Below are 23,178 nucleotides of genomic sequence, written 5' to 3'. Positions count from 1 at the left end.
AGAGAAGCTATGTGATCTGACGGGAAGATATGGCTTAAGCGGGGTAACCGCCCCCGGGTGGTGGCCAAGCGCCATAGAAGCGACGTAATAGCACAATCTCACCAAGATGATAGGAGTTATGTGATGCGATGTTACGCAACAATCCGGCCTTGGTCTCTCCAGGGAAATAGAGAAGAGACTCGTCCAGTTGGGCTTGTCCAGCAATCGCCACGGCTTGATCGACCCCGGACAGGAAGGCCCGAATATCTGCCTGCCAGCTCTCCTCATCCTGAGGAGCTGTCTCCTCTGGCCAGCTCTCCATGACACTTGCCGGCATGTGCGGCTTGCGACCCTCCAGATGAGCCAGCATGAATTGTTGCCAGTAATCCATGTGCTTTACCAACTGATAGATGCTGTAGGGCATACCTTCGTGTACTCGTCCAGCCAGTTCAGCGCTGATATCAGTCAAAGCACGGGCAATCGGAAGATGCCCACGTTCTCCAATGAGTGAATTGATAAGGGCTTGCCCAAATAATTGATTTGCATCCGACATGCGGAATCATCCTTTCTCTCTTGCCTTACTTGAATGCAGTTATAAAATGACGAATATCTAATTCACAACAATAAGTAGTATACAAATTAATTTACATAAATTGAAGTAAGGGAATTAACAGCAACAGCCGAGTTATAGGACCCTGTCGTAAGGAAAGGAATCATATAATTCGGCTATCGTGTTATAGAGTATTATCTTGATCGCTTACAGGCGCTTCAGAAGAATGAAGATAAAATTCATATATTTACCGGCCCCGGCTTCCATTGCACGGCGATCTGCTTGAGCATACGGATTATCAGAGGCCAGCCAGTCGGCCCAGCACTCATCAAAACCGTTCATCTCCCTAATGGAGATAATATCTACTGTCTTGGAGGAGGACAACAACTTGCTCCACCATGCACAGCTATGCCATGTGTCCAGATCATCGAGAGTCCAGGTGACCGCCATCTCTGGAGGCAGTTCGCTATCAAGCTCTTGTTTCAAGCCGGGCAGAGCTAGGGCGATTAGTCCGTTCTGTGTGACAAGTCGGGACAAAACGTCATCCATATAACGCTCATCACGGCCAAAATAATGATAGGCATCTACACTGATCATCATATCGAAATATCCATCGGCAAACGGAGGATGATGAGCGTCGGCATGTATAGGAATGATCTGCCTGTCAAGCTGTGCCTGACGGAAGCGATGGTCATTCTCTGTGGCGGAGATCCAGAGGTCCATGGCAAATATGCTTGCAGCGGAGCGTTCTGCCAGATACATAGAGGTCAGGCCGTTGCCACAGCCAAGATCAAGGATACGCTTAGCAGCGGGTAAATCAAGGTGAGGGAGCATCTCCTCCAGCAGAGTTAGACAGTTTGGGCCCATAAGCAGTGATCGAACAAAATCAGGATTAGATAAGTTACTCAAGTGGCTTCAGCTTCCTTTTCAAATGAGATCATGCCTCACAGAAAAAAAGCAGACACGGTATAATAACCGCGTCTGCTTGGCAGAGTCCGGACAGGTGTCCGTTCGGCGGTGTCCGTAAGGCATGTCAATGGCACAACGAATCATAACGGCGAGCAGCCGTCAACCTGTGATAGACATCGTTCCTTAGCGGAGAACCGACAAACAAACACCTCCTTAAATCATTGTTATGCTCATTGTATGTTGGCAGTAGCCTTGTGTCAAATGAGGCTTATTTATTGGCTGAATTATGTAAATTCGCTTACATTAGCATGAGTTGTAACCGTGCTATGTAATCTCATTTGTCTAATCTCGTTATCTAATAGATGCTTATCCTGGCTCAACACGCGCCCAATGCTCTGCTTCTGCAACTCAGGTCAAATAAGCTCATTCTCAGATTGCTATGATGGTGTCGAAAGGAGGGGAACTCCATGTATGAATGGAACGAGATGGTTCAGCTGATGGTCAGCTGGATCGAGGATAATCTGACTTCGACGCCGACATTGCTGAACATGTCCGAGGACTTGGGCTACTCGCCCTATTATTGTACGAAGAAGTTCCATGCTCTGACAGGCATGACGCTAAGAAATTATATATGGATGCGGCGTATTAGCCGCGCAGCATTAGATCTGCGGGACTCGAATGCGCGAATTCTCGATATCGCTGTGAAGTATCAATTTTCATCACAGGAGGCCTTTACGAGAGCATTCGTCAAAGCCTTTCACATGACTCCGGCTGCCTATCGTCGAGCCCCGCGTCCCATTCCGTTAGCCATTCGTGCGGAGGTGTTCTCTCCTTATCACTATCATCTGAGGGAGAGGATTGTAATGAGTGAAGTTGAAGTGAAGGCTGTAGAGGTAAAAATTGAACGGATCCCGGCGCATAAATTTATAGGGACCTGGGATATCACATCCAAAAATTACGGGGATTTCTGGAGAAATGGACACAATTGCGATGAGATCAGCGGAACGCTAGATAGTATGTCTCATCTTAGCCTTCCTGGGCAGCTGGGGCAGACGGCAGGATGGTTCTACCAGGATGGTCAGAGGGGATATCTATATGGGATCATGGTAGCTGCTGACTATGATGGAGAGATTCCCGCCGGTATGGAATGCCGTGATATTCCAGAGTCCGATTACCTGGTGTTCTTCCACCCGCCTTTTGATTACTTACGAGCCAATGGGCAGGTCATGAAGATGGTGGAGCACAAGGCGTGGAATTTTGATCCCACGGAACTGGGGTTCGAATGGAATGAGGGGACCCTGTATGATTATCAGCGACATTACCCTGAGGGCTATGGCTATGCTGTGCTGAGGCCCGTGAAGACAATGGAGGAGAGTAGCGATGATATTGGGCAAGGGAGTAGCGGAGTATCCGTCGCTGGAGACAACGAGACTACAGCTTAGAATTTTGACATTACAGGATGTGAAGGAGGTTTTTGGGCATTTCTCAGATGAGGCAGTAACAAGATTCATGGATATTGAGCCCTGCAAAAATCTGGATGAAGCGAAGGACATCATCAGCTATCATATGGAGGATGCAGGCTGTCGCTGGGGGCTATTCGATAAGAGCAATGATCTCTAGATGGATTAGTTTATTTTCAATTGCACCGACCGAGCATAAGGGAATCATGAATGATACGGCATAGCCACTGATATGAAGTAATGGAGCTGTATGAAGAAAGAGAGGAGCTGTTGCTCCTCTCTAACGTTCTTACTGATCAAATTCACCGATTAGAATGTAATAAGTGCAAGTGCCTGTTGCTGATGAAGGAAGAAAAGCTGAACGGAGTATTCTACTCCTGAATGTGGAGCTTACTCTTCAACTCCGGGTAGATCTGGTAATATAGCTTTTTACGCAAAATAGAATGGTACACAGCGAGTACCAGGGTTACGACAATCAGTACAGCAGGTACGAGATAGAGCACAGGATGATCTATGAAGAATCCGAACATGTCCAGCTCCTTGTCGATCCAACGGCTGTAGATGTAGGCCACCGCAATCACGAGCAGCACCGGAAGAGCTGTGATCCCTGATAGAAGATTGACCTTTTTCATTTTTTTGTACGTAGTTTGATAGACATCCTCTCCAAGGTGTTGCTCCAATAAAAAGCATTGCCTATCGAAAGAATCGCTTTTACGCACCGGTAAATTGCTTTCTGTCATATGCTTGTGTAGCACATCCAACTGATGGCTGAATTCCAGCACATTATGAAGTGCCCTTCCATAATTCAATTCAAGGTACCTCCTTGCAAAATAAAATAGTCTGTAGCCCAATTTGCTCAAACTGTTACAGTATAGCAGTAATATCTGAAACGAACCGTGATAAATGCAATATGGGATAAGCGCGGCCTGCACTATCTGTTGGTGACTCACTAATGATTCTGAAGCCATGCTTCAAGTAGAAACTTGTTGCCCGCGGGTTGTCCTTATTGACATCAACGGATGTTACGCCGCCATGAATCAGCCGCTGTATAATCTGAGTTCCATACCCCATGCCAAGCGCATCAGAATCCAGGAACAACATTTCCAAGTGCTGCTCATGAACAGAGGAGAAGCCAACCAAATGATCGTCTGTGTACCATAGCTGAACATCTAACAGAGGTAGATAGGAAGGGATTTCCTTGCGAATCTCCTTCAGATCACCTGGCTGTAAAAAATCATGAGTGGCCCTAACGGATCTTTCCCATAGCTGCAGAATCAGCTCATAATCACTGGAATTTGCTTTTTTACTGTACATGCATTATCTCTCCTTTTTCCTTGTATGCTCACACTCCTTTCTTAGGCAGATTCACGATTTTCACGGTATAGCTCCATTTCATATAAGGCTTCATTAGCTCACCCTCTTCAAATTATTCGTTATTTATGTTGACAATGAACGACCTTCATTCCTCATCCCTGCTGATTTGTAAATCGGAATACGACCTTCTTGCCATCCGCATAAGTTCCATGCGCTTCCGAGTGGGTCCCTTTGGTGTACGCAGATAAAGTCTTGCGCCAGAACGTCTGAGCTCAGATATTCCTCTCCGTGACGGCTGTCTGCAACTCCCAGTGTCCTCTGAATTGATCAAACACCTGTCAGGCAGCTTCTTGCCCCACGCCGTGGCCACGAAAAGGACGTAGGAGGAAAAATTCATTTAGATAATATTGAATATGGGGCGGACAAGGCGTATATGGAGGAGTGGCGACAAAAGCAAGTCCGGCGGGCAGCTCATCCACTGTAATCAGGAATGGAAAGAGCACGGAAGGCTTGTCCCACCAAATATCAAACACTTTATTTTGTTCGCTTAGCGTCCTGGTATCGTCCTCCTCATACACACCGAACCGATTGGGCTTATTCTCCCAGATTTCAGACAAGTCATGCAAATAGAGTGGATAGATGTTATTAATAATGAACTTGTTGTCTGGCGTACTGAGCAGGACATTAATTTTCATTTTCCATGACCTCGCTTATGGTTTCTGTAGAATGTTCTTATTAACTGGTGCTATTGTCTACAGATTCTGGAGTGCGGATAGGGCTACTTGTCTGTCTTGTGTTAGCCGTTCCCTGAGAAGCTCTGATGTGTCGCGCCGAGAAATATTGTTCATACGCTGTTCCACCGTTTCTTTGAATGAGATCAAGTCTCGTATTCTTCAGAAATACGCTTGCAATATGCAGCCAATTCGTCCATCGGCAGCGTTTGTGTTATGGGGTAGCCCTCTGCATTAGCACGAGCCCATGTTAGGTGAACAATAGCGTACGTATTGAGACCCTCAATCCAGAATAGTACATCATCATTGTCTATACGATGCGCGCGAGCGACAGACTTTGTACCGAATAGTTGATGTGCTGGACTTAATTCACTTTGTAGCTCCTGTTGAAGGGCTATAGCTGCGCTTTCAGTTAGGTGTTCCCATGGACATGTTAAAAAGTGTAGCTCATGAAGCATCATATTCACTCCTGCCATCGTTCATCCTGATGATGCCTTGTCGTAGTGGAATGGTTAACGCCGACGCTAGACTCTTAGCAAGCCACGGAAGCCTCTGGCCCCATAATAGGAATCTGCTCCATTGTGATACATAAAGACTGTATCGTAGCGGCGATCACAGAAGATCGCTCCGCCGAGCTTTCTAATGGGATCAGGTGTTTTCACCCAGCTGGACGTTTTTAGATCGAATGGTTTTAGCTTCTGCAGCTCACGGTACTGCTCCTCCGTCAGGAGCTCTATCCCCATCTCGGCCACCATATCCATGACGCTATTTTCGGGCTTGTGCTGCTTTCGGGATTCCAATGCTTCACGGTCATAACAGACACTTCTACGCCCTTTAGGACTTTCCACGACACTATCATAAAAAATGTACTCGCCCGTCTCAGAATCATGCATCGCAACGTCCGGCTCCCCACCCGTTCGCTCCATCTCATGGAGTGACCACAGCTTCTGAGGATGAGCTACGAGCTTTGCCTCCACATTAGTCCATTCGATGTCCGGATGGAGGGACATGTTTTTCTCAAAACGAGCTTTCAATGTTCCGAGTAGTTCATCACGTTGCTCCGGCGACAATTCCTTCTTATTGTTGATTTCACTGTTCTTGGACATGTTGGTCTCTCCTTTGAATTGAGATGTAGGAAGGCTAGTTCTATGGATGGTTCATTCGTTAACTACTCTTTACTATTTTCACCAACACACACGGATTTAAATGAAGGTGGGAATGTTTTGTCCAACTTTTTGTACCTGTTAAAAAATGTGTTCATGTCATTTCTTACGCTATATATTGTAACTGCTTTTGAACCGTATTACATACGTATTGAAGAAAATAATTATAGTTGTAAATTATGTTTGATACAACGCTCAAGGTATGTTAGTGTCGATGGTAATAACAGTTAAGGGAGGCGTTTATTGTGAGTAGACAAATGCTAGTAAAGGGCAAATTTATTAAGGGGAACTCGCATAGCTAGCCCTCTAAACTGCGAAATCCCCTTCTACTTGAGAGGGGTATTAATTTGAGTCAAGGATCAGCAGAAATGATTATACGTAATTTCCAACAAGAAGACATGCCTTTACTTGGTGAGTTGTACCGATCCGTAACAGCAAAAGAAAATGCAGTGTTTTGGTGGGTAGGGGACGAAGATAATTGGAGCAACGTGTATTGCGCATTTGAACATGGGAAAATGGTCGCCAAGGGGCAGGTTAGCATTATGAATATTGTACCTCCCGGTCGATCAAGAGAGAACAATCACTCCATATACATCAATCTTAAGACGATTACCGAAAGAGAAAATGACATTACTTTACTCGACAACGTCTATCGATATCTTCTCATAAGAGCAGAACAATTAAAGGAAACATTACCTGAAGAATATGGAACAATTGCTTTGTGTTGGTAACGATTCCACCGAAACAGCTAATATTCAGTTTTTTGTCCAAAAAGGATATCTTCCACTGAATAGTCTGTTTCGTATGAATCGAGACTTGAATGAACCGATTCCTGAGTTAAGGCTCCAAGAGGAATTTCAATTTTCATACTGGAAGATGGAATCATCTGGTGAGGAAAGAGATTACCTCGATGTAGAAGCTGAAATCTGGCCTGATACTCCACTGGGACTGAATAGGTTGTCTGAATACAAGAATAACAAACTATGGACATCCATGGTCATACGTCAATCAGACGCTATTGTTGGCGGACTCATGGCATGGCAAGAGGCAGACCACGGTGTAATAGAGGATGTTTTTGTCCGCGAACCATGGAGAAAGCGCGGCTTTGCCAAGTATTTGCTTACACAAGCCCTGAGCTATCTCAAAGCCAATCAGCTAGAATATGCGAGCCTTATGGTATTAACTACAAATAGATCTGCCTTATCTCTATACGAATCAGTTGGATTCTGTAAGGAATCAGAAGAGATTAGGTATTTTACAAAGCTGAATTAAGCTAAGAAAAAGAGAAAGAGGGGCGCTACGCTCCTCTTTTCTAGTTTTATTTTCGTTCAATATTCGTTATGCGCAGGCTGACATTTCCTTAATTAGCAAAGGTATACTCGTCGTTCGTTTTGTTCAGCATTTCCTTAAAGCCAGGAGTCGCATACAGCTTCTTGTCCTTGGTAATGAACAGCGCCTCTGTGTTGTTCTCCTCAGCAAACTTGAGTCCGTCTTCGATGCCCATAATGAGCAATGAGGTATCCATCGTATCGGCTGCTGTCGAGGAATCGGCAATAATGGTGACGCTGCTGATATTATTGTCCACCGGATAACCAGTGCGAGGATCGAGAATGTGCATGTAGGTCTTTCCGTTCTCTACGAAAAAGCGCTCGTAAATCCCGGCAGTAACCATACTCTTGTCTGTCACCTTTAACGTCCCGATATCAATGCCGCGTTTCTGATCCGGGTGCTGAATGCCGACGTTCCATTCGCGGCCACCTGGCTTGTTGCCCATAGCAAAGACGTTACCGCCGAGGTCGATAATCGCGCTCTCGAAGCCTTGGGCTTGTAAATAATCATAGATCAGGTCAGCCGCAAAGCCTTTGCCATACGAGCCGAGGTCAATATCCATCCCTTTGTCTTGAAGATAGATTTCACGAGCATCTTCATTTAGCTCAATCTTATGGTAGTCGACCAGCTTCTGTGCTGCTTCAATGTCGGCTGCCTGGGGGACGTGGGCACCTTCGTGACCGATATTCCAGAGACTGACGAGCGGCCCAATGGAAGGGTCAAGCAGGCCACCTGTTTGCTGAGCATAGTCGACAGCAATCTTCACCAGTTCAAAGGTTTCCTGCGATACCTGAACCGGTGCAATGCCTGCATTCGCATTTACTGCGTAAATTTCACTATTCTCATTCGAACGATTGATTTTAGAGTCGATATCTTTCATCAGAGCTTCCAGCTCTTGAAAGTTTTTTGTAGTTGCCCGCTTATCGTAAATCTTGATCGTAACGACGGTATCAAAAATGAAGAAGGTCTCGCTAACAGGAGTGACGGTTTGTCCGCTGGAATTCGTATTGCCTGTGCAACCGCTTAGAAGGGCTGTAAGCAAGGACATCGTGAGCAGCAGGACGGTGAATTTATTCAAATACTTCAATGTGCATCCTCTTTTCTCGATCATGTGGACCTTGAGTTTAGCAGAAAAGAATCCACATGAAATGTGTCAATTCTCACAGGGTTTTTAATATTTATGAACTCTTTCTAAGTGATGATTTTGTGAAAAGTTAAATGAAAGATACATTTGTCACACGATGGTTCAGAAGCTAGCAGGTATAATAAATTCATCTATAATTTATGTAATTAAAAAAATAAGGAGTATGCTATGAAGCGCGGAGACATCCTACTGATCGTTCTTGTCGTTGTTATAGCAGGTGCATTTCTAGTACCTAGGTGGCTCGGCGGCAGTGATAGTGAAATTAATCACAATGAGAAGCGTATCGCAAAAATTACGATTGACGGCAAACTGTTCCGCACAGTAGAGCTGACAGAGGAAGAACAGGAGATTGAGATAAAGACCGACCATGGATATAACCTGCTCAAGGTTCATGATTACGGAATTGAAATGATTGATGCGGACTGTCCTGACAAGATATGCCTTACCTTCGGCTTCATCACGCGCAACGGCGGGACGATCGTCTGTCTGCCTTATAAATTGATCGTAGAAGTTCAAGGTGTGCCAGATGAAGGAGGCGATATTGATGCCATCGTTACATGAGCAAGCACATCTCTCTTTAAAAAGGACGGTGATCATCGCTATATTCTCGGCGGTCGCCGTAGTTCTTAGCTTAATCGAGAGCCTGATTCCGGTGAATGTGAGCATTCCCGGTGCCAAGCTTGGTCTGGCCAACATTATGATCCTGACCTGTCTATATTTTCTAAGAGGCAGGGACGCATTTATGGTTGTTATTCTTAAGACCGTGCTTAGCTCATTCATTTTAGGAACGTTTTCCACCTTTCTGTTCAGTATTAGCGGAGCCTTATTGAGCTTCCTGGCTATGTGGGGGCTACTCAGCCTGGGACGTGAGCATTTCAGCATGATCAGCGTCAGTATTGTCGGCGGAATCTCTCATAATATCGGACAGCTCGGGGCTGCGTCGCTCTATCTGAAGACAACCAAAGTCATGTCGTATTTACCACTGCTGCTGATCGCCGGCATATTGACCGGCATTGCGGTAGGGATCGCGGTGCGCTACTTGATCCCATCTTTGTCGAAGCTCTCTCTGTTTGAAGGGTTTTTGACGAAGCCAGCTTGAAGAAATGAAGAGGTTGATAGGAGAGCAAGGAGGGAGAAGAATGACAGAGCGGCAACCCGCTTATAACGTACATCATGTATCATTCGCTTATTCACCAGAGAAGCCGGTGCTGAGCGATCTGTCATTCAGCATCCTTCCGGGAAGCTGGGTCTCACTGGTGGGCCCGAACGGCTGCGGCAAGTCGACGCTGGCCAAGCTGCTCGGCGGTCTGCTGGCGGTGAATGAGGGGACGATTGAGGTGGATGGAATCCTGCTGTCCAGCGGAACCATTGGAAAGCTGCGTCCCCGAATCGGAATGGTATTTCAGAACCCGGATAACCAGTTCATCGGCTCCACAGTGGAGGAGGACATTGCCTTTGGGCTAGAGAACCGTCATCTTCCACGCGAGGAAATGAAGGAGCGGGTCCGCGGCTATGCAGAGAAGCTGGAGATTGGCCATTTGCTGACCAAGCATCCATCCGAGCTGTCCGGTGGACAGAAGCAGCGGGTCGCAGTAGCTGCAATATTGGCGATCGAACCGGAGATCGTCATTTTTGACGAGGCATCCTCCATGCTGGATGAGAAGGCGCGGGGAGAATTGTTGGATATATTGCAAGAGATGAAGGCAGGCGGCAGATACACTATGATCTCGATTACGCATGATGCGGAGGAGATTATGGCTTCAGACCGTGCCATCGTACTGGGCAGCGGTGGGATTGCAGCAGATTTGACACCATGGGAACTGTTTCATGACAGCGAACTGTTGCAAGCCTGCCGTCTCATTGGCCCTTACTCTATCCGGCTGGAGGCAGAACTTTACAAGCTGGGAATTACGATGCCGAACGGCAAGCAGCAGAGCAGGGAGATGGCGGATCAGATATGGCAATTGTTTTCGAAGAAGTAAGCTATGCATATGATGCCCGCAGCATGTGGAGCCATTCTGCCCTGCATGATGTAAGTCTCCAGCTTGAGAATGGAGCCTTTGTAGGGATTGCTGGTGCATCTGGTTCGGGTAAATCGACATTGCTCCAGCATTTTAACGGGATATTGAAGCCCACGGGGGGCAAGGTGCGTGTATTGGACTTCATGCTGGAGGCAGGAAGTAAGCAGCCTCCGCTGCAGGAGCTGCGGCGCAGGGTAGGACTCGTATTTCAATTCCCGGAGCAGCAGCTGTTCGAGGATACGGTAGAAAAGGATCTCATGTTCGGCCCGCTCAATTTCGGTATGGACCGTGAAACTGCACGAAAGGGGGCGATTCGCGCCTTGGAGCTGGTCGGACTTGATGCCTCCTTCCTACCCCGCAATCCGTTCCACTTAAGTGGTGGACAAATGCGGAAGGTAGCGATTGCCTCTGTGCTGGCGATGGACCCAGATGTCATCGTCCTGGATGAGCCGACGGCAACGCTCGATCCCGAGAGCCGGGCTGAGCTAGCGGGTCTACTCGGGAAGATGCAGGGGGAAGAAGGCAAGACGATTATCGTCGTTACTCATCGAATTGAGGAAATGCTTCCCTACGCCGATACCTGGATTGTGATGCATCAGGGAACGAACATATTTCAAGGTGGCCCGGCGGAGCTTGTGCGCGAAGCGGGCAGGCTCGAGCGAGAGTGCAATCTTGCTGTGCCTGCTTGCATCAAGGTATGGAACCGTCTTGCCAAGCAGTTGGGATTGGAGCACGAAGAGCCTTGCTTGACAGCGGAAAAGGCAGCTGTAAGAATTCATGACTTGCTGGAGCAGCGTGACATCAAGAGAAAAGGAGTCGGTTAGATTATGCAAAACAAGCTCCTGTTCGGACGGAGCATCAATACCGGCTCCTGGATTCACCTGATCGACCCGCGGGCGAAATTGACCGGGATGGTGCTGTACTTGGTGGCACTGATGCTGGTGAACTCATGGATTCCGCTCTTGCTTGCGACGGTATTTTCTCTAATTTATATGAAGATGACCCTGATTCCACTCAAATATTACGCCAAAGCCGCCAAGCCTTTGTGGGTGTTGATGGTTTTTATTTTTGTCGTGCAGAGTCTGACCGCTCAAGAAGGAAGGCTCTTGCTTGAGGTAGGCCATATTACGCTTTATGCTGGTGGACTGACACGCGGAGTGATCTCCGCATGCAGAATGGCTTTACTGGTATCCTTTACGGCGATGCTGACATTTACAACAACACCCGGGGTCCTGAATCAAGGTCTTGGCGGGGTGCTCTCTCCGTTGAAAAAAATCGGCATCTCCGCAGATCGGCTAACGCTGATGATGAGCATTGCGCTACGATTCATTCCGACCATTCTGGATGAGACCCACAAAATACTCAAGGCCCAGGCGGCTCGCGGCGCAGACCTGAAGGAGCTCGCTTGGAAGGAAAAGGGTAAGCTGTTGGTCTCACTGCTCGTACCCGTGACCGTCAGTGCCTTTCGCCGTGCGGAAGAGCTTGTGTTCTCTATGGAGGCCCGGGGCTTCATCATCGGAGAACCGCGTTCGGAGTACCACAAGCTGGTCTGGTGCACACGGGCTACAGGGTTCGTGCTATCTTTCGTAGGCTTGATTGGAGTCGTGCTTGGACTCCAATGGATGCTAGGGGTTTAAGCTATAAAGATAAATAACACATATTATTCGAGACAACTAGAAGGAGGGGAAACGCTGTGGCGCGCTTTTTTAATGGAAAAGAAGTCGAATTGCTTGCACCGGCGGGAACGTTTGAGATTTTCAAGGAGGTTATCGCAGCGGGCTGCGATGCGGTGTATTTTGGGGGTCCGAGTCTGAATATGCGCATGATGCGCAAAGGGTACAATTTTACGTTTGAGCAAATTATCGAGGCGGTACAAATTGCACATTCCCTCGGCAAGAAGGTCTATGTTACGGTTAATAATCTGCTAAATGAAGGGGAACTGGAGGAAGCAGCAGATTACTTGCGCTTTTTGGAGCATGCCGGTCCAGATGCGATCATCGTTCAGGATTTTGCTATTCTGGAGCTGATTCGTGAATTGGGGCTGTCGATACCGGTTCATTCCTCGGTCATGATGAATGTTCATAATATCGAGATGGTGGAAGCCTTGAAGGAGCTAGGGGTCACCCGGGTAGTTACCTCGCGAGAGATGGATCTGGCATCTACGCGTTATTTGCAGGCACAGACGGGAATGGAGCTGGAATACTTTATTCATGGTGATATGTGCTCCGTTCACGGTGCGAATTGCTACTTCAGCTCGATGGTATTCGGAATGAGTAGTAACCGGGGCAAATGCCTCAAGCCATGTCGTTGGGATTATCGAGTTAAAAAGGACGGCTTCATCTATCCTTCCGAATATCCGCTGGCCGTTAAAGATATGTATATGTATGAGCACATTCCAGAGCTGATCCATGGTGGAATTACCTCCTTCAAAATCGAGGGCCGAATGCGGGACACGTCGTTCGTGCTTATGCTGGTTAACACCTATGGAGATGCTATTGACCGCTATATTGCCGATCCGGTCGGATTTGAACGTGCCAAGGATCGTGATGTGCTGTATGACAATCGCAAACGCGACTTCTCGACGGCATATGCTTTTGGACGTCCTGGGTTGTCCAACATCAATGAGCGCTATGAAGGAACAGGCAAGTTCTATAGTACGGGTAAAGTATTCAGCACACCGACCGAGGAGCGGGAGCTTGGAGAGAAACGGCTGAACGAGCTTCGCAGCATGTGGTCTGCATATACAGGGACACAGAAAGTGACTGCTGAGCGCTCAGAGATTTCCGTTCATGTGAATAATGTCACACAAGCTGAGGTGGCGCTTGCAGCGGGTGCGGACCATATCTACCTATCAGGAGATGTATATGAACCCGATCATGCGTTTACGAAGGAAGAGATTAGACAGCTTGCAGCCATAAAGGGCGAGGCGAAGCTATATGTCTGCCTGCCGCGGATGATGACAGAGCTACAGTTCGACATCTATGACGGATTGCTCTCGGGTGAACGGTTGCCGATTGATGGCGTCATGGTGACCAACCTTGGGGCTGTTCGTAAATTTTCCAGTAAAGGCTATCCATTAATCGGAGACTTCAACTTGAACGTATATAACAAGCTATCTGCTGGCTTCTATAGCAAGATGGGGGTGACACGTCTCACTGCTTCTATGGAGCTACCTGCGATTGATTTCCGGGCGCTGCTGGCGGAGACGCCGGTACCGCTTGAGGCGATTGTTCACGGATCACCAGCATTAATGTATATGGAGCATGATCTGTATGAGAATACGGAGGTGCTTGAGCCGATGGGCGAAGAGGATAATACCTATGTCGCCAATTCGGTTCTGGTGCTCAAAACGGATAAGGGAGAGAGTCCCGTGTACCGTGATGTGCATGGACGCAATCACTTGACCCTGGCCAAGGAGCTCTGTCTTCTGCCGCTCGTTCCCGAGTTAAAGAAAGCAGGTCTGGCCGTATTCCGGATCGAAGGTACGACTTATCGCCCGGAGCAGCTGGCAGCGATTATCACAGCGTACAAGACCGCTTTGAATGAGCCGGAGCGTGCGGAAGAGCTGCTCGCATCCCTGAACCCAATCTATGCCGGGTACACGCTGGGCGCACTTCAGTTTGACGGCGGGGCTGCTGTAGCGAACACGACCTTAAGCACCGTGCAAAATGAAGCTGCAGTGACCAAAGAAAGCGAGCCGGCAGTACAGAGGTAAGCCAATGCAGGGGCCGGGCGCTATAACAGTGTCCGGCCGTTAGTATAAGCGAAATAGCGATTGAACAGAAGAGAGGCGAATGAAGCATGCAGCAATATATTGGACCGGAAGGTATTTTGGAGAAGCGGAGTAAGTATTTTTACCCTACTACGAGTCACTTCTATCGGAATCCACCTCAGCTCGTACGAGGAGATATGCAATACCTGTACGGACATGACGGGAAAAGATACATCGACTTTTTTGCCGGCGTATCGGTGGTGGCCAGCGGCCATTGCAATCCGGAAATTGTGGAAAGAACGATGGAGCAGCTTAGAGCACTGCAGCATACCTGCACCATCTATTTGACGCAGCCCAATGTCGATCTAGCGGAGCGACTTGCCGAGGTGCTGCCAGGAGACCTGTGCCGTACGTTCTTTGTCAACAGCGGCTCCGAAGCCAATGAGGGAGCGCTGCTGCTTGCCCGGCTGCATACAGGTCGCAAAGGATTCATCGCGCTAGAGCAGGGTCTGCATGGACGGACCTATTTGACGATGAGCGTCACAGGGCTACAGATGTGGCGCTCAGATCCGCAGCTCCCTAGGCTGGATGCTGCGGAAGACGTAACATTCATTCCGCGTCCCTATGAGCAAGGGATGAGTGCAGATGCTGCGGCACGCCGCTCGCTCAAGGCGCTGAAGGCGGTGCTGGAGGAGAAGGGCGGCGATATTGCCGCTATGATCGTAGAGCCGATTCAGGGCAATGCAGGCATTATTGTGCCGCCGGATTGGTATTTCCCTGAAGTGAAGGCTGTGCTTGAGCAGTATGGTGTACTGCTCATCGCCGACGAAATTCAGACCGGCTTCGGCCGCACAGGCCGCATGTTCGCCATGGATCGCTGGGGCGTGACGCCCGATATTATCACCATGGCGAAGGCGCTCGGTAGCGGTGTTCCGGTGGCGGCTTTTGCTTCGAATGACGCCATTGCCACCAGCTTCACGCGGCCTTCAGCCTCCACGTTCGGCGGCAATCCCGTCTCATCGGCCACCGCGCTTGCGGTGCTGGATTACATCGAAGCGAACCGCCTGCCGGAACGTGCCGAGCGCTTGGGCGGCCTGCTGCACGCCGGTCTGGAAGAGCTGGCAGCACGCTATCCGCGCGTGCTGTCCGAGGTGCGCGGCGCCGGTCTGATGCTCGGCGCTGAGCTGAGTGCGGGCGACACGGAGCTTGGCGCCCGCCTTGTCGATGACGTCCTTGAGACGCTGAAGGATCGCGGCTTCATTATCGGCAAGAACGGTGTTGGCCGCAATGTGCTGGCCTTCCAGCCGCCGCTCGTCATTACCGAGAAGGACATCACAGAGATGCTTGCAGCACTTGAGCAAGCGCTTGAGGAAGCGGTGCACACAGCATCATCCGTGGCACAGGAGGGAGTTCATCATGGAGATCACACGTAAAATTGTTCACCGCATCAAGCTGTACAGTGAATTGGTTATGTTCTCCCACACACTGTTCTCCCTACCCTTCGCGGTCATCTCCATGATCTGGGCGGCTGACGGGTTACCGTCAGGGCGGATCATGTTATGGGGACTGATCGCCTTGGTCGCTGCGCGTAATGGAGCAAATGCCTTCAACCGTGTCGTTGACCGGGTCTTCGATGCCCAGAACCCCCGCACGGCGCATCGTCACCTACCGAGGATGCTGTTAGGGGAGAGAGAAGTGCTCTTGTTTGTCGTGGTGAATTACGCTATCTTTATTGTCGCAGCGGGAATGCTGAATCCGCTCTGCCTGATTTTGTCACCAGTAGCGATCTTCTTGATCTCATCCTATTCGTATACGAAACGGTTTACTTACATGAGCCATTTGTATCTTGGCTTCACAATCGCTTCAGCACCGATCGGCGCCTGGTTCGCCGTCACAGGTGAATTCGCCTTTCTGCCATTTATCCTGGGAACCGTTGTGATGCTGTGGATCGCCGGGTTTGACATCATTTATGGCTCTCAGGACATTGAGTTCGACCGGGAGCACAAGCTATGGTCCGTCCCTAGCATATTCGGCTTAAAGAATGGTCTGCGCATTGCTGCGGGACTTCATTCAATTATGGTGCTGCTGCTTATCTCTCTGATTCCGATCCAGCAGCTAGGCTGGCTGTATATTTTGGGTCTGGTCATTTCGATTCTGCTGCTGATGGCAGAGCATCGGATCATCAAACCTTCTAACCGTAAGGTCATGAAGGTGGCTTCGTACAATCTGAATCAGGTGATTAGTATGACGATCCTGTTGTTCACGATGGCTGATTTTTTTCTGTTGAGTTAGTCATATGAATTAGCCATAGCATAGCTGATGTTTTCCCATGAGGGTAGCTATTCATGCAATCCCAAGAGCACTGCCAGCAATTGTGGGCGGTGCTCTTGTTTGCATTTGTAGAACAATCTGAAACTTAGTTGGGGATATTCGAAGTGAATATACTGGTTAGCGCAGTACCAGAGGGCTATCTCAGCTGAAATGGGACGATCCATAAAAAAAGGCTGTCCCAAAGGTCATCGTAAATGACTGAGGGGCACCCTCTCTTGCATACATGCCATTAATGTTCCCGTCCGCTAAGATAGTTCAGCAGGATGGTCAAATCACGATGGGCAGGATCGGACTCCAACTGCCGAATAACGTGCTGAGCTTCATCGAGATATTGTTCACTGATCAGCTCGCTCTCCCGGAGTGCATCCGACTGCTGTATGAGGGCCACAACCGCATCAACCTGAGCTTTAGGAGTATCCGGTCCGATAGAACGAATCCTTGAAGCCAGCTCCTCCTGCTCCAGTGCGAACAGTACAGGAAGGGTTACCTGACCCTTCCGGAGATCACTGCCAGCCGGTTTACCAAGCTTCTCGGCGGATTGGGTAAAGTCTAGAATATCGTCGCGAATCTGAAAGGCCATTCCTAGCTTCTCACCGAAGGAATAAAGCAGCTCTGAGATATCATTCTTCGCGCCTCCAGATAATGCGCCGATCTTCAGGCACGAGGCCATCAATTGCGCTGTCTTGTTCCGGGACTTCTCCAAATAATCCTCAATATGAACCTCGTAATTATACAAATGGGATAGTTGCTGATATTCACCCAGGCATAGCTGAGTGGTAACGAGGGAAGACAAATCGTAAGCAAAGCGCTCCCGTTCTGCAGAATATTCGGTGATTAGCTCAACAACGCGTGCAGACATATAGTTGCCGACATGCAGGGCATCATGGATGCCAAGCTTGACGTGCAGTGCAGGCTCGCCACGTCGGACCGATGAATCATCAATAATGTCATCGTGAATCAGGGAGGCCGCATGAATGAGCTCAGCCGCCGCCGCCAGCCTCATCGTGTCCTTCTCTTCAGCGGATGGGCCGAAGCGTGACCCTACGATAACCAGCAGCGGGCGAATTCTTTTGCCGCCGGAACGGATCAGTTGAAGAACATGCTGGGCAAGCAGGGAAGAGCGGGGTATATCCTTATCGAATTTGATCATACTCTCGATGGCACGATCAACGGAGCGAAGCGAGATCCCTAGTTCTGCATCCAGTCTTGTCATATGATTCTCTCCCGATTGATGTTGATAAGGGCCTGTCAGCCTCAGATGGCACAACTCTTGCGAACATGTCCTTCCTCCATCTCCAGAAACAGCCCCCAACAACGAAGCAAGGCATCGTCATAGGAAGCGCCTTCGATTCTCCGAATCTGTATTTGCTTAATAACCGGGGCAAGACGGACGAGAAGATCATGCTCATTCCATTGCAGACAGAGCTGCACATAGAAGCTATATAGGTAGTCGCCGTCGAGCACACTGCGGGTCAACTTCTCTCCGTTCAGAGCGTTGTCGCATTCCGAATGACGCAAGAGGGCGAGCTTGATTGCGATGTAAATGGATAATAAACGGGTCGTGCGTAGCGCTGGAAGTCCATATTCAAGCAGCAGACTCGCCATCTCTTCCGCTTCTTCACAAGGCATATTCAGTCGAATTCCCGTATCCGGTGAAATTTCTCTCTGCAACATATGAAATGTGTCTTGGATCAGCTCGTATTTGTTCATGATGGCACACTCCTCCAGACGTATTGCTGCACAACTCAAGCTAGAAAAAGTAAAAATTAGAGTAATGCACGCATGCGCGCATTACTCTAATTGAGGCTATTTGTTGAGCTTACTCAAGTTCAATCCATTACTCTGTGTACAGATACCATCGTCGAACGAGAGGAATCCTCTTCCATTGCTTCTTGAGCCAAGGAAGTACATAGTAATCAAGTCCGAATGCACTGCCAGACCCACCGATCAGAGCAACACCTGCTGTCATGTACCACAGCATTTCAGCCGAGGCCATGCTGGAGGACCAGATCATAACGCCGAGAGCAACAGTAATAGCGGAAGCTACAGCTGTGAACAGACCGACGATGAGCATGAGCCCGACTGCAATTTCCATGAACACCATAACGAATTGGAACACGCTAGCAAGAGCGGTATAACCACCATCTGGAGTATAGAAGAAGAGGTTCATGAACCAGTTCACACTACTACTCACAAAATCAGGAACTGGTAACGCAGTTACGGCAGTCGATGCGCTTTCTACAGCAGAGGCTGCGGACGAAGCGTCGACAGCGTCCTTGACCGTACCGGCCGCATCACTTGCTGCGGTCACAACATCCGCATGCGGTGGTGGTGGAATCAGGAATATATTCGATGGGTCCTTCAAAATCTTCGGTAGCTTGTCTAGACCCTCTTCCAGCCACTTCCAGCCAACAAAGATACGAAGCGGCACCAACCAGAAGTTCGGGGAACGCTTAGCGAAGTGTCCACCGACAAAGCTTCTGCGATGGTTCACATGGAAGAACTCATGCATCATATAAGTCCATACTTTATTAAAGCCAGCTACAGTGAAGAGGTAGTACATGTTGATCATGTGCTTGGATAACATCGCCATAAAGCCGGTGAGCATGAACATTTTGTTCGGAAGACCGACATTCGCTACGCCGTAGCGGCTGCCGATACTTACCATAGTACCGTGGAAGCCTGGTTTGTAAGGCTTCTTCGGCTTGTTATGCACATCCGCATAGATGTTATGGGCGATCAATGGGCCTGCTTGCTCCGCATTTTCAACCATCTGTGGAACCGGACGAGACTCACCTTCAGGAATGAAGAAGATGTTGTCGCCGACGATGTATACATTGTCATGATCAACACTTTGCAGCTTGTCGTTAGTCACAATGCGCTTGCGACCTTCTTGTTTAACATCCAGCTTGCCGACGAGCTCGGAGCCCTCAACACCTGCGGTCCATACTACCGTATCAGCTTCAAGCTGTTTGTCACCGAGCACTACGCCAGACGGGGTAACGCCTGTTATTTTTGCGCTGGTTACAATTTCTACGCCGATCTTGTTCAGGTACTTGGTTGATTTTTCAATCAGCTTGTCAGGCAGAATCGGCAGAATTTTTGGTGCCATATCAGCAACGACAAGACGAACCTCGCTAGGATCTATATAGAATTCCTTGCAAAGCTCATCGCGGAACTCCGCCATTTCACCCACAAGCTCAACACCGGTAAAGCCAGCACCTACGATCACGAAAGAGAGCATTTTATGGCGTTTTACCGGATCATTTTCTTTAGCAGCCTTACCGAATTTATCACGGATTCGGTCTTTGATTATAACAGCATCTTCATAGGACCAGAGAGTCAGTGAGTGCTCCTCCGCACCTGGAATTCCAAAGAAGGTTGGCTTACAGCCAGTACCGATAACGAGGTAATCATACTTGTAGGTTGTTTTTGCAGAACGAAGCTCTTTAGCTGCAAAGTCGATATTATCGATAGAATCCAGAACGACGTCAACCTTTTGACCGGCAAAAATCTTCTTGAGCTCAATCTTTACCGAGTCTTCAGGAGCGCGGTTAGCCGCGACCTCGTGCAGCTCCGTCAGGAGTGTGTGATAAGGATTGCGGTCAATCAATTGGATCGACACGTCCTTATCCTTCTTGAACAATTTGGCGAGGTGCTTACCAGTAACAACACCGCCGTAGCCTCCGCCGAGGACAACAATTTTCTTCAAAAGATTCACCTGCTTAACTAGGGTGGTGGGACTTACCTAACTTCTAATAACGAATTATTTAGCACCTTCAAGCGCTTTTGACACAAGATCATAGTAGCTTTGCAGGGAGATGGATACGCCAGAGATGGCATCAGTCTTGCCTTGGTCGTTAAATGTAAGGGAAGCAGGATATTGCTTCTCGACGAGGTAGGACTCACCCAGAGCAGCCTGTTCATGCCATTCGGAAGATGCACCGCCGGCTTTCATGCCATATTTTCCATCGATGGAGTTCTGTTTCTTGTCTTCGCCAGCTTCGTTCACACCGCTGAAGCTAACATGGACGATCTTGCCTGCAGCGACAACAACGTCAGCCGTTTCTTTCCAACCGGACTTCTCGTCGAACTTTTCACCTTCGGCATGGTAGCTTCCGTCTTTATATATGCCTGCTTCTACCGGACCAGCTGCCAGTGCCTTGTCGGCCAGATCGAATAACTCATTGACATGCACTGATACGCCAGAGATCGCGTCAGTCTTGCCTTCTTCATTCAAAGTAATGGCTTTAGGGTCTTGCTTTTCAATGAGGTAGGCTTCAGCCAGTGCAGCTTGCTCATGCCATTCGGCAGAAGCGCCGCCAGCTTTCATGCCGTACTTGCCGGATTCGGAGTATGTCTTTTTGTCAGGGCCTACATTAGCGTTAATGCCGTTCCAGTTTGCTTCGGTAATTTTACCGCTTGCAACGGTCAAGGTAACATAATATTGCCAGCCGGTTTTAGCATCAACTTCACCAATAGCATAGTACACGCCGTCTTGGTATTGGCCTTGTTCAGCGGCAGTGTCTCCGCTGTTCGTACCGCTCGCAGCTCCTGTGTTTTCAGTCGTTGCGCCATTGTTTGCAGGGGCTGTATTCTCGGTGCTGCTGTTAGAATTACAGCCAGCAAGAACGCCGATCAACAGGGCAGTGCAGAGTAGAATAGATGCTTTCTTCATCTAAATGACCTCCAGTAAGATAAAATATATATATTAAAATGCAACACATTTTAATAACAAAATTGGTAAAAAACGTTGTGTAGTAAGCCTTTAGCAGGTTATTCCAGAGTCCGAAACCATTGTTCGTTGGAATTTTAGCATATAAAGATAGGGGATAATGTGAAATTTATCACGTATATCCGTTTGCTTGAGGTTCCACCTGATATGTCGGAATAGAAGGTTCTACTAATACGCTGCAAGCGGTAATGAAATCAATCGAAGGTTACTACGCGGAACGAGTAGGACAGTAGATGATTATTATGTCAAAGGTTACCGGGGACAAGAGTGAAGGGCAGGAACGGTAAGGAAGTTCATTATACGTTTGAACAGTACTTCACGTTTTGTAAAAGACAGGCTGTTGGTCTAAAACATTCCTCTCTAATCAAAGCATTAAGCGAGTTGAAAAATAAACAATAAAATCAAAGTAATCAGGCAGAACAACAAGTCTTTACCAAGCAAAGCGGAATTGGAAACTGCTCTCGAAATGCAAAAAGATACGGAAGAACAATTCTGTGCCTTTCAGAAGTGAATTTGGTTATTTGCGCAGCTTGGCCTTGATGATGAGCAAGTCCTCAGCGAATGGGCGAATTATTGCAGAGAGCTTACGCTGAAGCCCCTTTCCATTTAAGTAGCGATAAGTGCTAACGGTAGAAAATAAAAAATATGATGCATCTGATATTCACCTGTATCAACTAATATGTAAAACGATCCACCAAACTTATGCAAGGTGGATCGTTCTACTATGACTCTCAACAGCCCTGTTTCAATTCGTATCCTGTAAATTTGTACTTAATAATACGCCTGTTTTATTGATTCAATGTTATATACACTACACATTAAAATATTCCTTGTAAGCTTCTTTGATAATTAGTTTTTAAATAAATTGGATCTATGAGCATTCATTTTCTTCCCAAGCAAGACTGAGAAGTCAAAAGTAATCTCCAGTTTATCCCTACCCAAAACTTGTTGTATAAGTTCTTCCGATGATCCCCAAGACAAGGGGGTCATATGGACCAACTGCTCAATGTACTTATTTTCCATTGTTACACCGTACTGAACACGCTGGATGTCAACAAGATCAAAATTACGTTTGAAAAGCTCTAATGTATTTTCATTTGAATATACAGTTCTATCTGTTTGATTGTAAAGTATCCCTCTTAATTCTTGAAGGTACTTACTTTCGGGGATAACTTTTATAACCATTCCATCATCCGCAAGCATTCTATGGAACTCAGAATAGTTGGAAGGTGATAATATATTCAATATGAAATTAAATAGTTTATCAATTAATGGACACTTTGCGAGATCCGCTACGCACCAGATTGTTTTGGAAGGACTTCTCGAAGCAATATTGATTCCCTCTTTAGAAATATCAACTCCTATTCCCAATAAGTTACATTGCGATTGTTCAATTATCCTTTGCTGTATATTGTTCAAATGTGAGCCTTCACCGCATCCAGCATCTAATATTTTTATGAATTTACTCGTTGGTTTCAACTCTTCTAACATATTCTCACAAATCTGAGTAATCAGTGGATCAAAAAAGCCGCTTTGGCTAAAAATCTTTCGAGATTCAAACAGTTTTTTATCGTATTTTGTTTTAAGGGGATGGGACAACAAGTTAACATATCCTTGCTTAGATATATCAAAACAATGATGATTGGAACAAATTAAACTCCTTAAATTTACTACCTCAATTGGATTTGAACATATTGGACATCTAAAAATGTCTTCATACTCAGTGAGAAGACGTGCGTTTGTAATTTTTCGATTGTTTTCGGGCAAAATTAAAACACCTCATTCATTCATTATAGTAAA

General features: G+C 47.7%; 23 protein-coding genes and 1 pseudogene. 11 read left to right on the top strand and 13 right to left on the bottom strand.

From position 1 onward, the window contains the following. Positions 1–34 precede the first annotated feature (34 nt). The gene (locus tag K331_RS0106020) at positions 35–532 is read right to left on the bottom strand and encodes a DinB family protein (RefSeq protein WP_028589576.1); all 498 of its coding nucleotides are present in this window, start codon (positions 530–532) and stop codon (positions 35–37) included. A 204-nt stretch (positions 533–736) separates the two neighbouring features. After that, positions 737–1,438 (bottom strand): SAM-dependent methyltransferase, encoded by a 702-nt coding sequence (locus K331_RS0106015; protein ID WP_028589575.1) that lies wholly within the window; start codon positions 1,436–1,438, stop codon positions 737–739. 467 nt (positions 1,439–1,905) lie between these two features. On the opposite strand from K331_RS0106015, the gene K331_RS0106010 reads away from it, so the two are divergent. Both K331_RS0106010 and K331_RS29015 read left to right on the top strand, forming a co-directional pair. Next, positions 1,906–2,880, top strand: coding sequence for an AraC family transcriptional regulator (locus tag K331_RS0106010; RefSeq protein WP_028589574.1), 975 nt, complete (start codon positions 1,906–1,908; stop codon positions 2,878–2,880). After that, complete coding sequence (locus K331_RS29015; protein WP_211237324.1) at positions 2,819–3,058, top strand: GNAT family N-acetyltransferase; 240 nt, start codon at positions 2,819–2,821, stop codon at positions 3,056–3,058. The genes K331_RS0106010 and K331_RS29015 overlap by 62 nt, the downstream gene beginning before the upstream one ends. Positions 3,059–3,269: 211 nt before the next feature. Here K331_RS29015 and K331_RS0106000 read toward each other — a convergent pair whose 3' ends face one another. The 5 genes from K331_RS0106000 to K331_RS0105980 all read right to left on the bottom strand — a co-directional run bounded on the left by K331_RS0106000 (position 3,270) and on the right by K331_RS0105980 (position 6,049). Continuing rightward, a complete protein-coding gene (locus K331_RS0106000) occupies positions 3,270–3,707 on the bottom strand; it encodes a DUF6097 family protein (protein ID WP_028589573.1) in 438 nt (145 codons plus the stop codon). A 55-nt stretch (positions 3,708–3,762) separates the two neighbouring features. Continuing rightward, on the bottom strand, positions 3,763–4,212 hold the full coding sequence (locus tag K331_RS0105995) for a GNAT family N-acetyltransferase (protein ID WP_028589572.1): 450 nt from the start codon (positions 4,210–4,212) through the stop codon (positions 3,763–3,765). A 338-nt stretch (positions 4,213–4,550) separates the two neighbouring features. Continuing rightward, positions 4,551–4,907 (bottom strand): hypothetical protein, encoded by a 357-nt coding sequence (locus tag K331_RS29010; RefSeq protein ID WP_318842584.1) that lies wholly within the window; start codon positions 4,905–4,907, stop codon positions 4,551–4,553. 182 nt (positions 4,908–5,089) lie between these two features. Continuing rightward, the gene (locus K331_RS0105985) at positions 5,090–5,419 is read right to left on the bottom strand and encodes a hypothetical protein (RefSeq protein WP_226383535.1); all 330 of its coding nucleotides are present in this window, start codon (positions 5,417–5,419) and stop codon (positions 5,090–5,092) included. Between the two features lie 48 nt (positions 5,420–5,467). Further along, positions 5,468–6,049, bottom strand: coding sequence for a DUF4256 domain-containing protein (locus K331_RS0105980; protein WP_028589570.1), 582 nt, complete (start codon positions 6,047–6,049; stop codon positions 5,468–5,470). 425 nt (positions 6,050–6,474) lie between these two features. On the opposite strand from K331_RS0105980, the pseudogene K331_RS29005 reads away from it, so the two are divergent. After that, positions 6,475–7,378 (top strand): annotated as a pseudogene (locus K331_RS29005) (GNAT family N-acetyltransferase). An 88-nt stretch (positions 7,379–7,466) separates the two neighbouring features. Here K331_RS29005 and K331_RS0105970 read toward each other — a convergent pair. After that, positions 7,467–8,522 (bottom strand): FAD:protein FMN transferase, encoded by a 1,056-nt coding sequence (locus tag K331_RS0105970; protein WP_028589569.1) that lies wholly within the window; start codon positions 8,520–8,522, stop codon positions 7,467–7,469. 225 nt (positions 8,523–8,747) lie between these two features. On the opposite strand from K331_RS0105970, the gene K331_RS0105965 reads away from it, so the two are divergent. The 8 genes from K331_RS0105965 to K331_RS0105930 all read left to right on the top strand — a co-directional run bounded on the left by K331_RS0105965 (position 8,748) and on the right by K331_RS0105930 (position 16,604). Further along, positions 8,748–9,140: a NusG domain II-containing protein gene (locus K331_RS0105965; RefSeq protein ID WP_028589568.1), complete on the top strand. Its 393-nt coding sequence runs from the start codon at positions 8,748–8,750 to the stop codon at positions 9,138–9,140. After that, a complete protein-coding gene (locus K331_RS0105960) occupies positions 9,124–9,678 on the top strand; it encodes a Gx transporter family protein (protein ID WP_018886507.1) in 555 nt (184 codons plus the stop codon). Before K331_RS0105965 ends, K331_RS0105960 begins: the two co-directional genes overlap by 17 nt. Before the next feature lie 40 nt (positions 9,679–9,718). Further along, positions 9,719–10,561 carry an ATP-binding cassette domain-containing protein gene (locus tag K331_RS0105955; protein WP_028589567.1) on the top strand — a complete coding sequence of 281 codons (843 nt, stop codon included), beginning with the start codon at positions 9,719–9,721 and terminating at the stop codon, positions 10,559–10,561. Next, positions 10,537–11,424, top strand: coding sequence for an energy-coupling factor transporter ATPase (locus K331_RS0105950; RefSeq protein WP_028589566.1), 888 nt, complete (start codon positions 10,537–10,539; stop codon positions 11,422–11,424). The genes K331_RS0105955 and K331_RS0105950 overlap by 25 nt, the downstream gene beginning before the upstream one ends. 3 nt (positions 11,425–11,427) lie before the next feature. After that, on the top strand, positions 11,428–12,237 hold the full coding sequence (locus K331_RS0105945) for an energy-coupling factor transporter transmembrane component T family protein (protein WP_028589565.1): 810 nt from the start codon (positions 11,428–11,430) through the stop codon (positions 12,235–12,237). 56 nt (positions 12,238–12,293) lie between these two features. Beyond that, a complete protein-coding gene (locus K331_RS0105940) occupies positions 12,294–14,315 on the top strand; it encodes a peptidase U32 family protein (RefSeq protein ID WP_028589564.1) in 2,022 nt (673 codons plus the stop codon). An 86-nt stretch (positions 14,316–14,401) separates the two neighbouring features. Next, positions 14,402–15,745 carry an aspartate aminotransferase family protein gene (locus tag K331_RS0105935; protein WP_028589563.1) on the top strand — a complete coding sequence of 448 codons (1,344 nt, stop codon included), beginning with the start codon at positions 14,402–14,404 and terminating at the stop codon, positions 15,743–15,745. Beyond that, positions 15,729–16,604, top strand: coding sequence for a UbiA-like polyprenyltransferase (locus tag K331_RS0105930; RefSeq protein WP_028589562.1), 876 nt, complete (start codon positions 15,729–15,731; stop codon positions 16,602–16,604). The genes K331_RS0105935 and K331_RS0105930 overlap by 17 nt, the downstream gene beginning before the upstream one ends. 268 nt (positions 16,605–16,872) lie before the next feature. Here K331_RS0105930 and K331_RS0105925 read toward each other — a convergent pair whose 3' ends face one another. The 5 genes from K331_RS0105925 to K331_RS0105905 form a co-directional block, all read right to left on the bottom strand. Beyond that, positions 16,873–17,856: a polyprenyl synthetase family protein gene (locus K331_RS0105925; protein WP_028589561.1), complete on the bottom strand. Its 984-nt coding sequence runs from the start codon at positions 17,854–17,856 to the stop codon at positions 16,873–16,875. Between the two features lie 41 nt (positions 17,857–17,897). Next, complete coding sequence (locus tag K331_RS0105920; RefSeq protein WP_028589560.1) at positions 17,898–18,353, bottom strand: hypothetical protein; 456 nt, start codon at positions 18,351–18,353, stop codon at positions 17,898–17,900. A gap of 127 nt (positions 18,354–18,480) precedes the next feature. Beyond that, on the bottom strand, positions 18,481–20,355 hold the full coding sequence (locus K331_RS0105915) for an FAD-dependent oxidoreductase (RefSeq protein ID WP_028589559.1): 1,875 nt from the start codon (positions 20,353–20,355) through the stop codon (positions 18,481–18,483). A 54-nt stretch (positions 20,356–20,409) separates the two neighbouring features. Then, positions 20,410–21,321, bottom strand: a complete 912-nt coding sequence (locus K331_RS0105910; RefSeq protein ID WP_028589558.1) for a hypothetical protein — start codon at positions 21,319–21,321, stop codon at positions 20,410–20,412. Positions 21,322–22,227: 906 nt separating this feature from the next. After that, the gene (locus K331_RS0105905) at positions 22,228–23,145 is read right to left on the bottom strand and encodes a putative RNA methyltransferase (RefSeq protein WP_028589557.1); all 918 of its coding nucleotides are present in this window, start codon (positions 23,143–23,145) and stop codon (positions 22,228–22,230) included. Positions 23,146–23,178: the final 33 nt, after the last annotated feature.

It is taken from the genome of Paenibacillus massiliensis subsp. panacisoli DSM 21345 (assembly GCF_000426545.1).
Lineage (GTDB): Bacteria > Bacillota > Bacilli > Paenibacillales > Paenibacillaceae > Paenibacillus > Paenibacillus panacisoli.
Note: the sequence above shows the minus strand (reverse complement) of the source record. Positions and strands in the feature narration are given on the sequence as shown.

Excerpts from the sequence above, each read along its gene's own strand:
- K331_RS0105960 (WP_018886507.1), top strand. The coding sequence starts at position 9,124 with ATGCCATCGTTACATGAGCAAGCACATCTCTCTTTAAAAAGGACGGTG.
- K331_RS29010 (WP_318842584.1), bottom strand. The coding sequence starts at position 4,907 with ATGAAAATTAATGTCCTGCTCAGTACGCCAGACAACAAGTTCATTATT.
- K331_RS0106010 (WP_028589574.1), top strand. The coding sequence starts at position 1,906 with ATGTATGAATGGAACGAGATGGTTCAGCTGATGGTCAGCTGGATCGAG.
- K331_RS0105935 (WP_028589563.1), top strand. The coding sequence starts at position 14,402 with ATGCAGCAATATATTGGACCGGAAGGTATTTTGGAGAAGCGGAGTAAG.
- K331_RS0105930 (WP_028589562.1), top strand. The coding sequence starts at position 15,729 with ATGGAGATCACACGTAAAATTGTTCACCGCATCAAGCTGTACAGTGAA.
- K331_RS0105955 (WP_028589567.1), top strand. The coding sequence starts at position 9,719 with ATGACAGAGCGGCAACCCGCTTATAACGTACATCATGTATCATTCGCT.
- K331_RS0105920 (WP_028589560.1), bottom strand. The coding sequence starts at position 18,353 with ATGAACAAATACGAGCTGATCCAAGACACATTTCATATGTTGCAGAGA.
- K331_RS0105985 (WP_226383535.1), bottom strand. The coding sequence starts at position 5,419 with ATGGCAGGAGTGAATATGATGCTTCATGAGCTACACTTTTTAACATGT.
- K331_RS0105950 (WP_028589566.1), top strand. The coding sequence starts at position 10,537 with ATGGCAATTGTTTTCGAAGAAGTAAGCTATGCATATGATGCCCGCAGC.
- K331_RS0105980 (WP_028589570.1), bottom strand. The coding sequence starts at position 6,049 with ATGTCCAAGAACAGTGAAATCAACAATAAGAAGGAATTGTCGCCGGAG.
- K331_RS0105995 (WP_028589572.1), bottom strand. The coding sequence starts at position 4,212 with ATGTACAGTAAAAAAGCAAATTCCAGTGATTATGAGCTGATTCTGCAG.
- K331_RS0105910 (WP_028589558.1), bottom strand. The coding sequence starts at position 21,321 with ATGAAGAAAGCATCTATTCTACTCTGCACTGCCCTGTTGATCGGCGTT.
- K331_RS0106020 (WP_028589576.1), bottom strand. The coding sequence starts at position 532 with ATGTCGGATGCAAATCAATTATTTGGGCAAGCCCTTATCAATTCACTC.
- K331_RS0105945 (WP_028589565.1), top strand. The coding sequence starts at position 11,428 with ATGCAAAACAAGCTCCTGTTCGGACGGAGCATCAATACCGGCTCCTGG.
- K331_RS0105965 (WP_028589568.1), top strand. The coding sequence starts at position 8,748 with ATGAAGCGCGGAGACATCCTACTGATCGTTCTTGTCGTTGTTATAGCA.
- K331_RS29015 (WP_211237324.1), top strand. The coding sequence starts at position 2,819 with ATGATATTGGGCAAGGGAGTAGCGGAGTATCCGTCGCTGGAGACAACG.
- K331_RS0105925 (WP_028589561.1), bottom strand. The coding sequence starts at position 17,856 with ATGACAAGACTGGATGCAGAACTAGGGATCTCGCTTCGCTCCGTTGAT.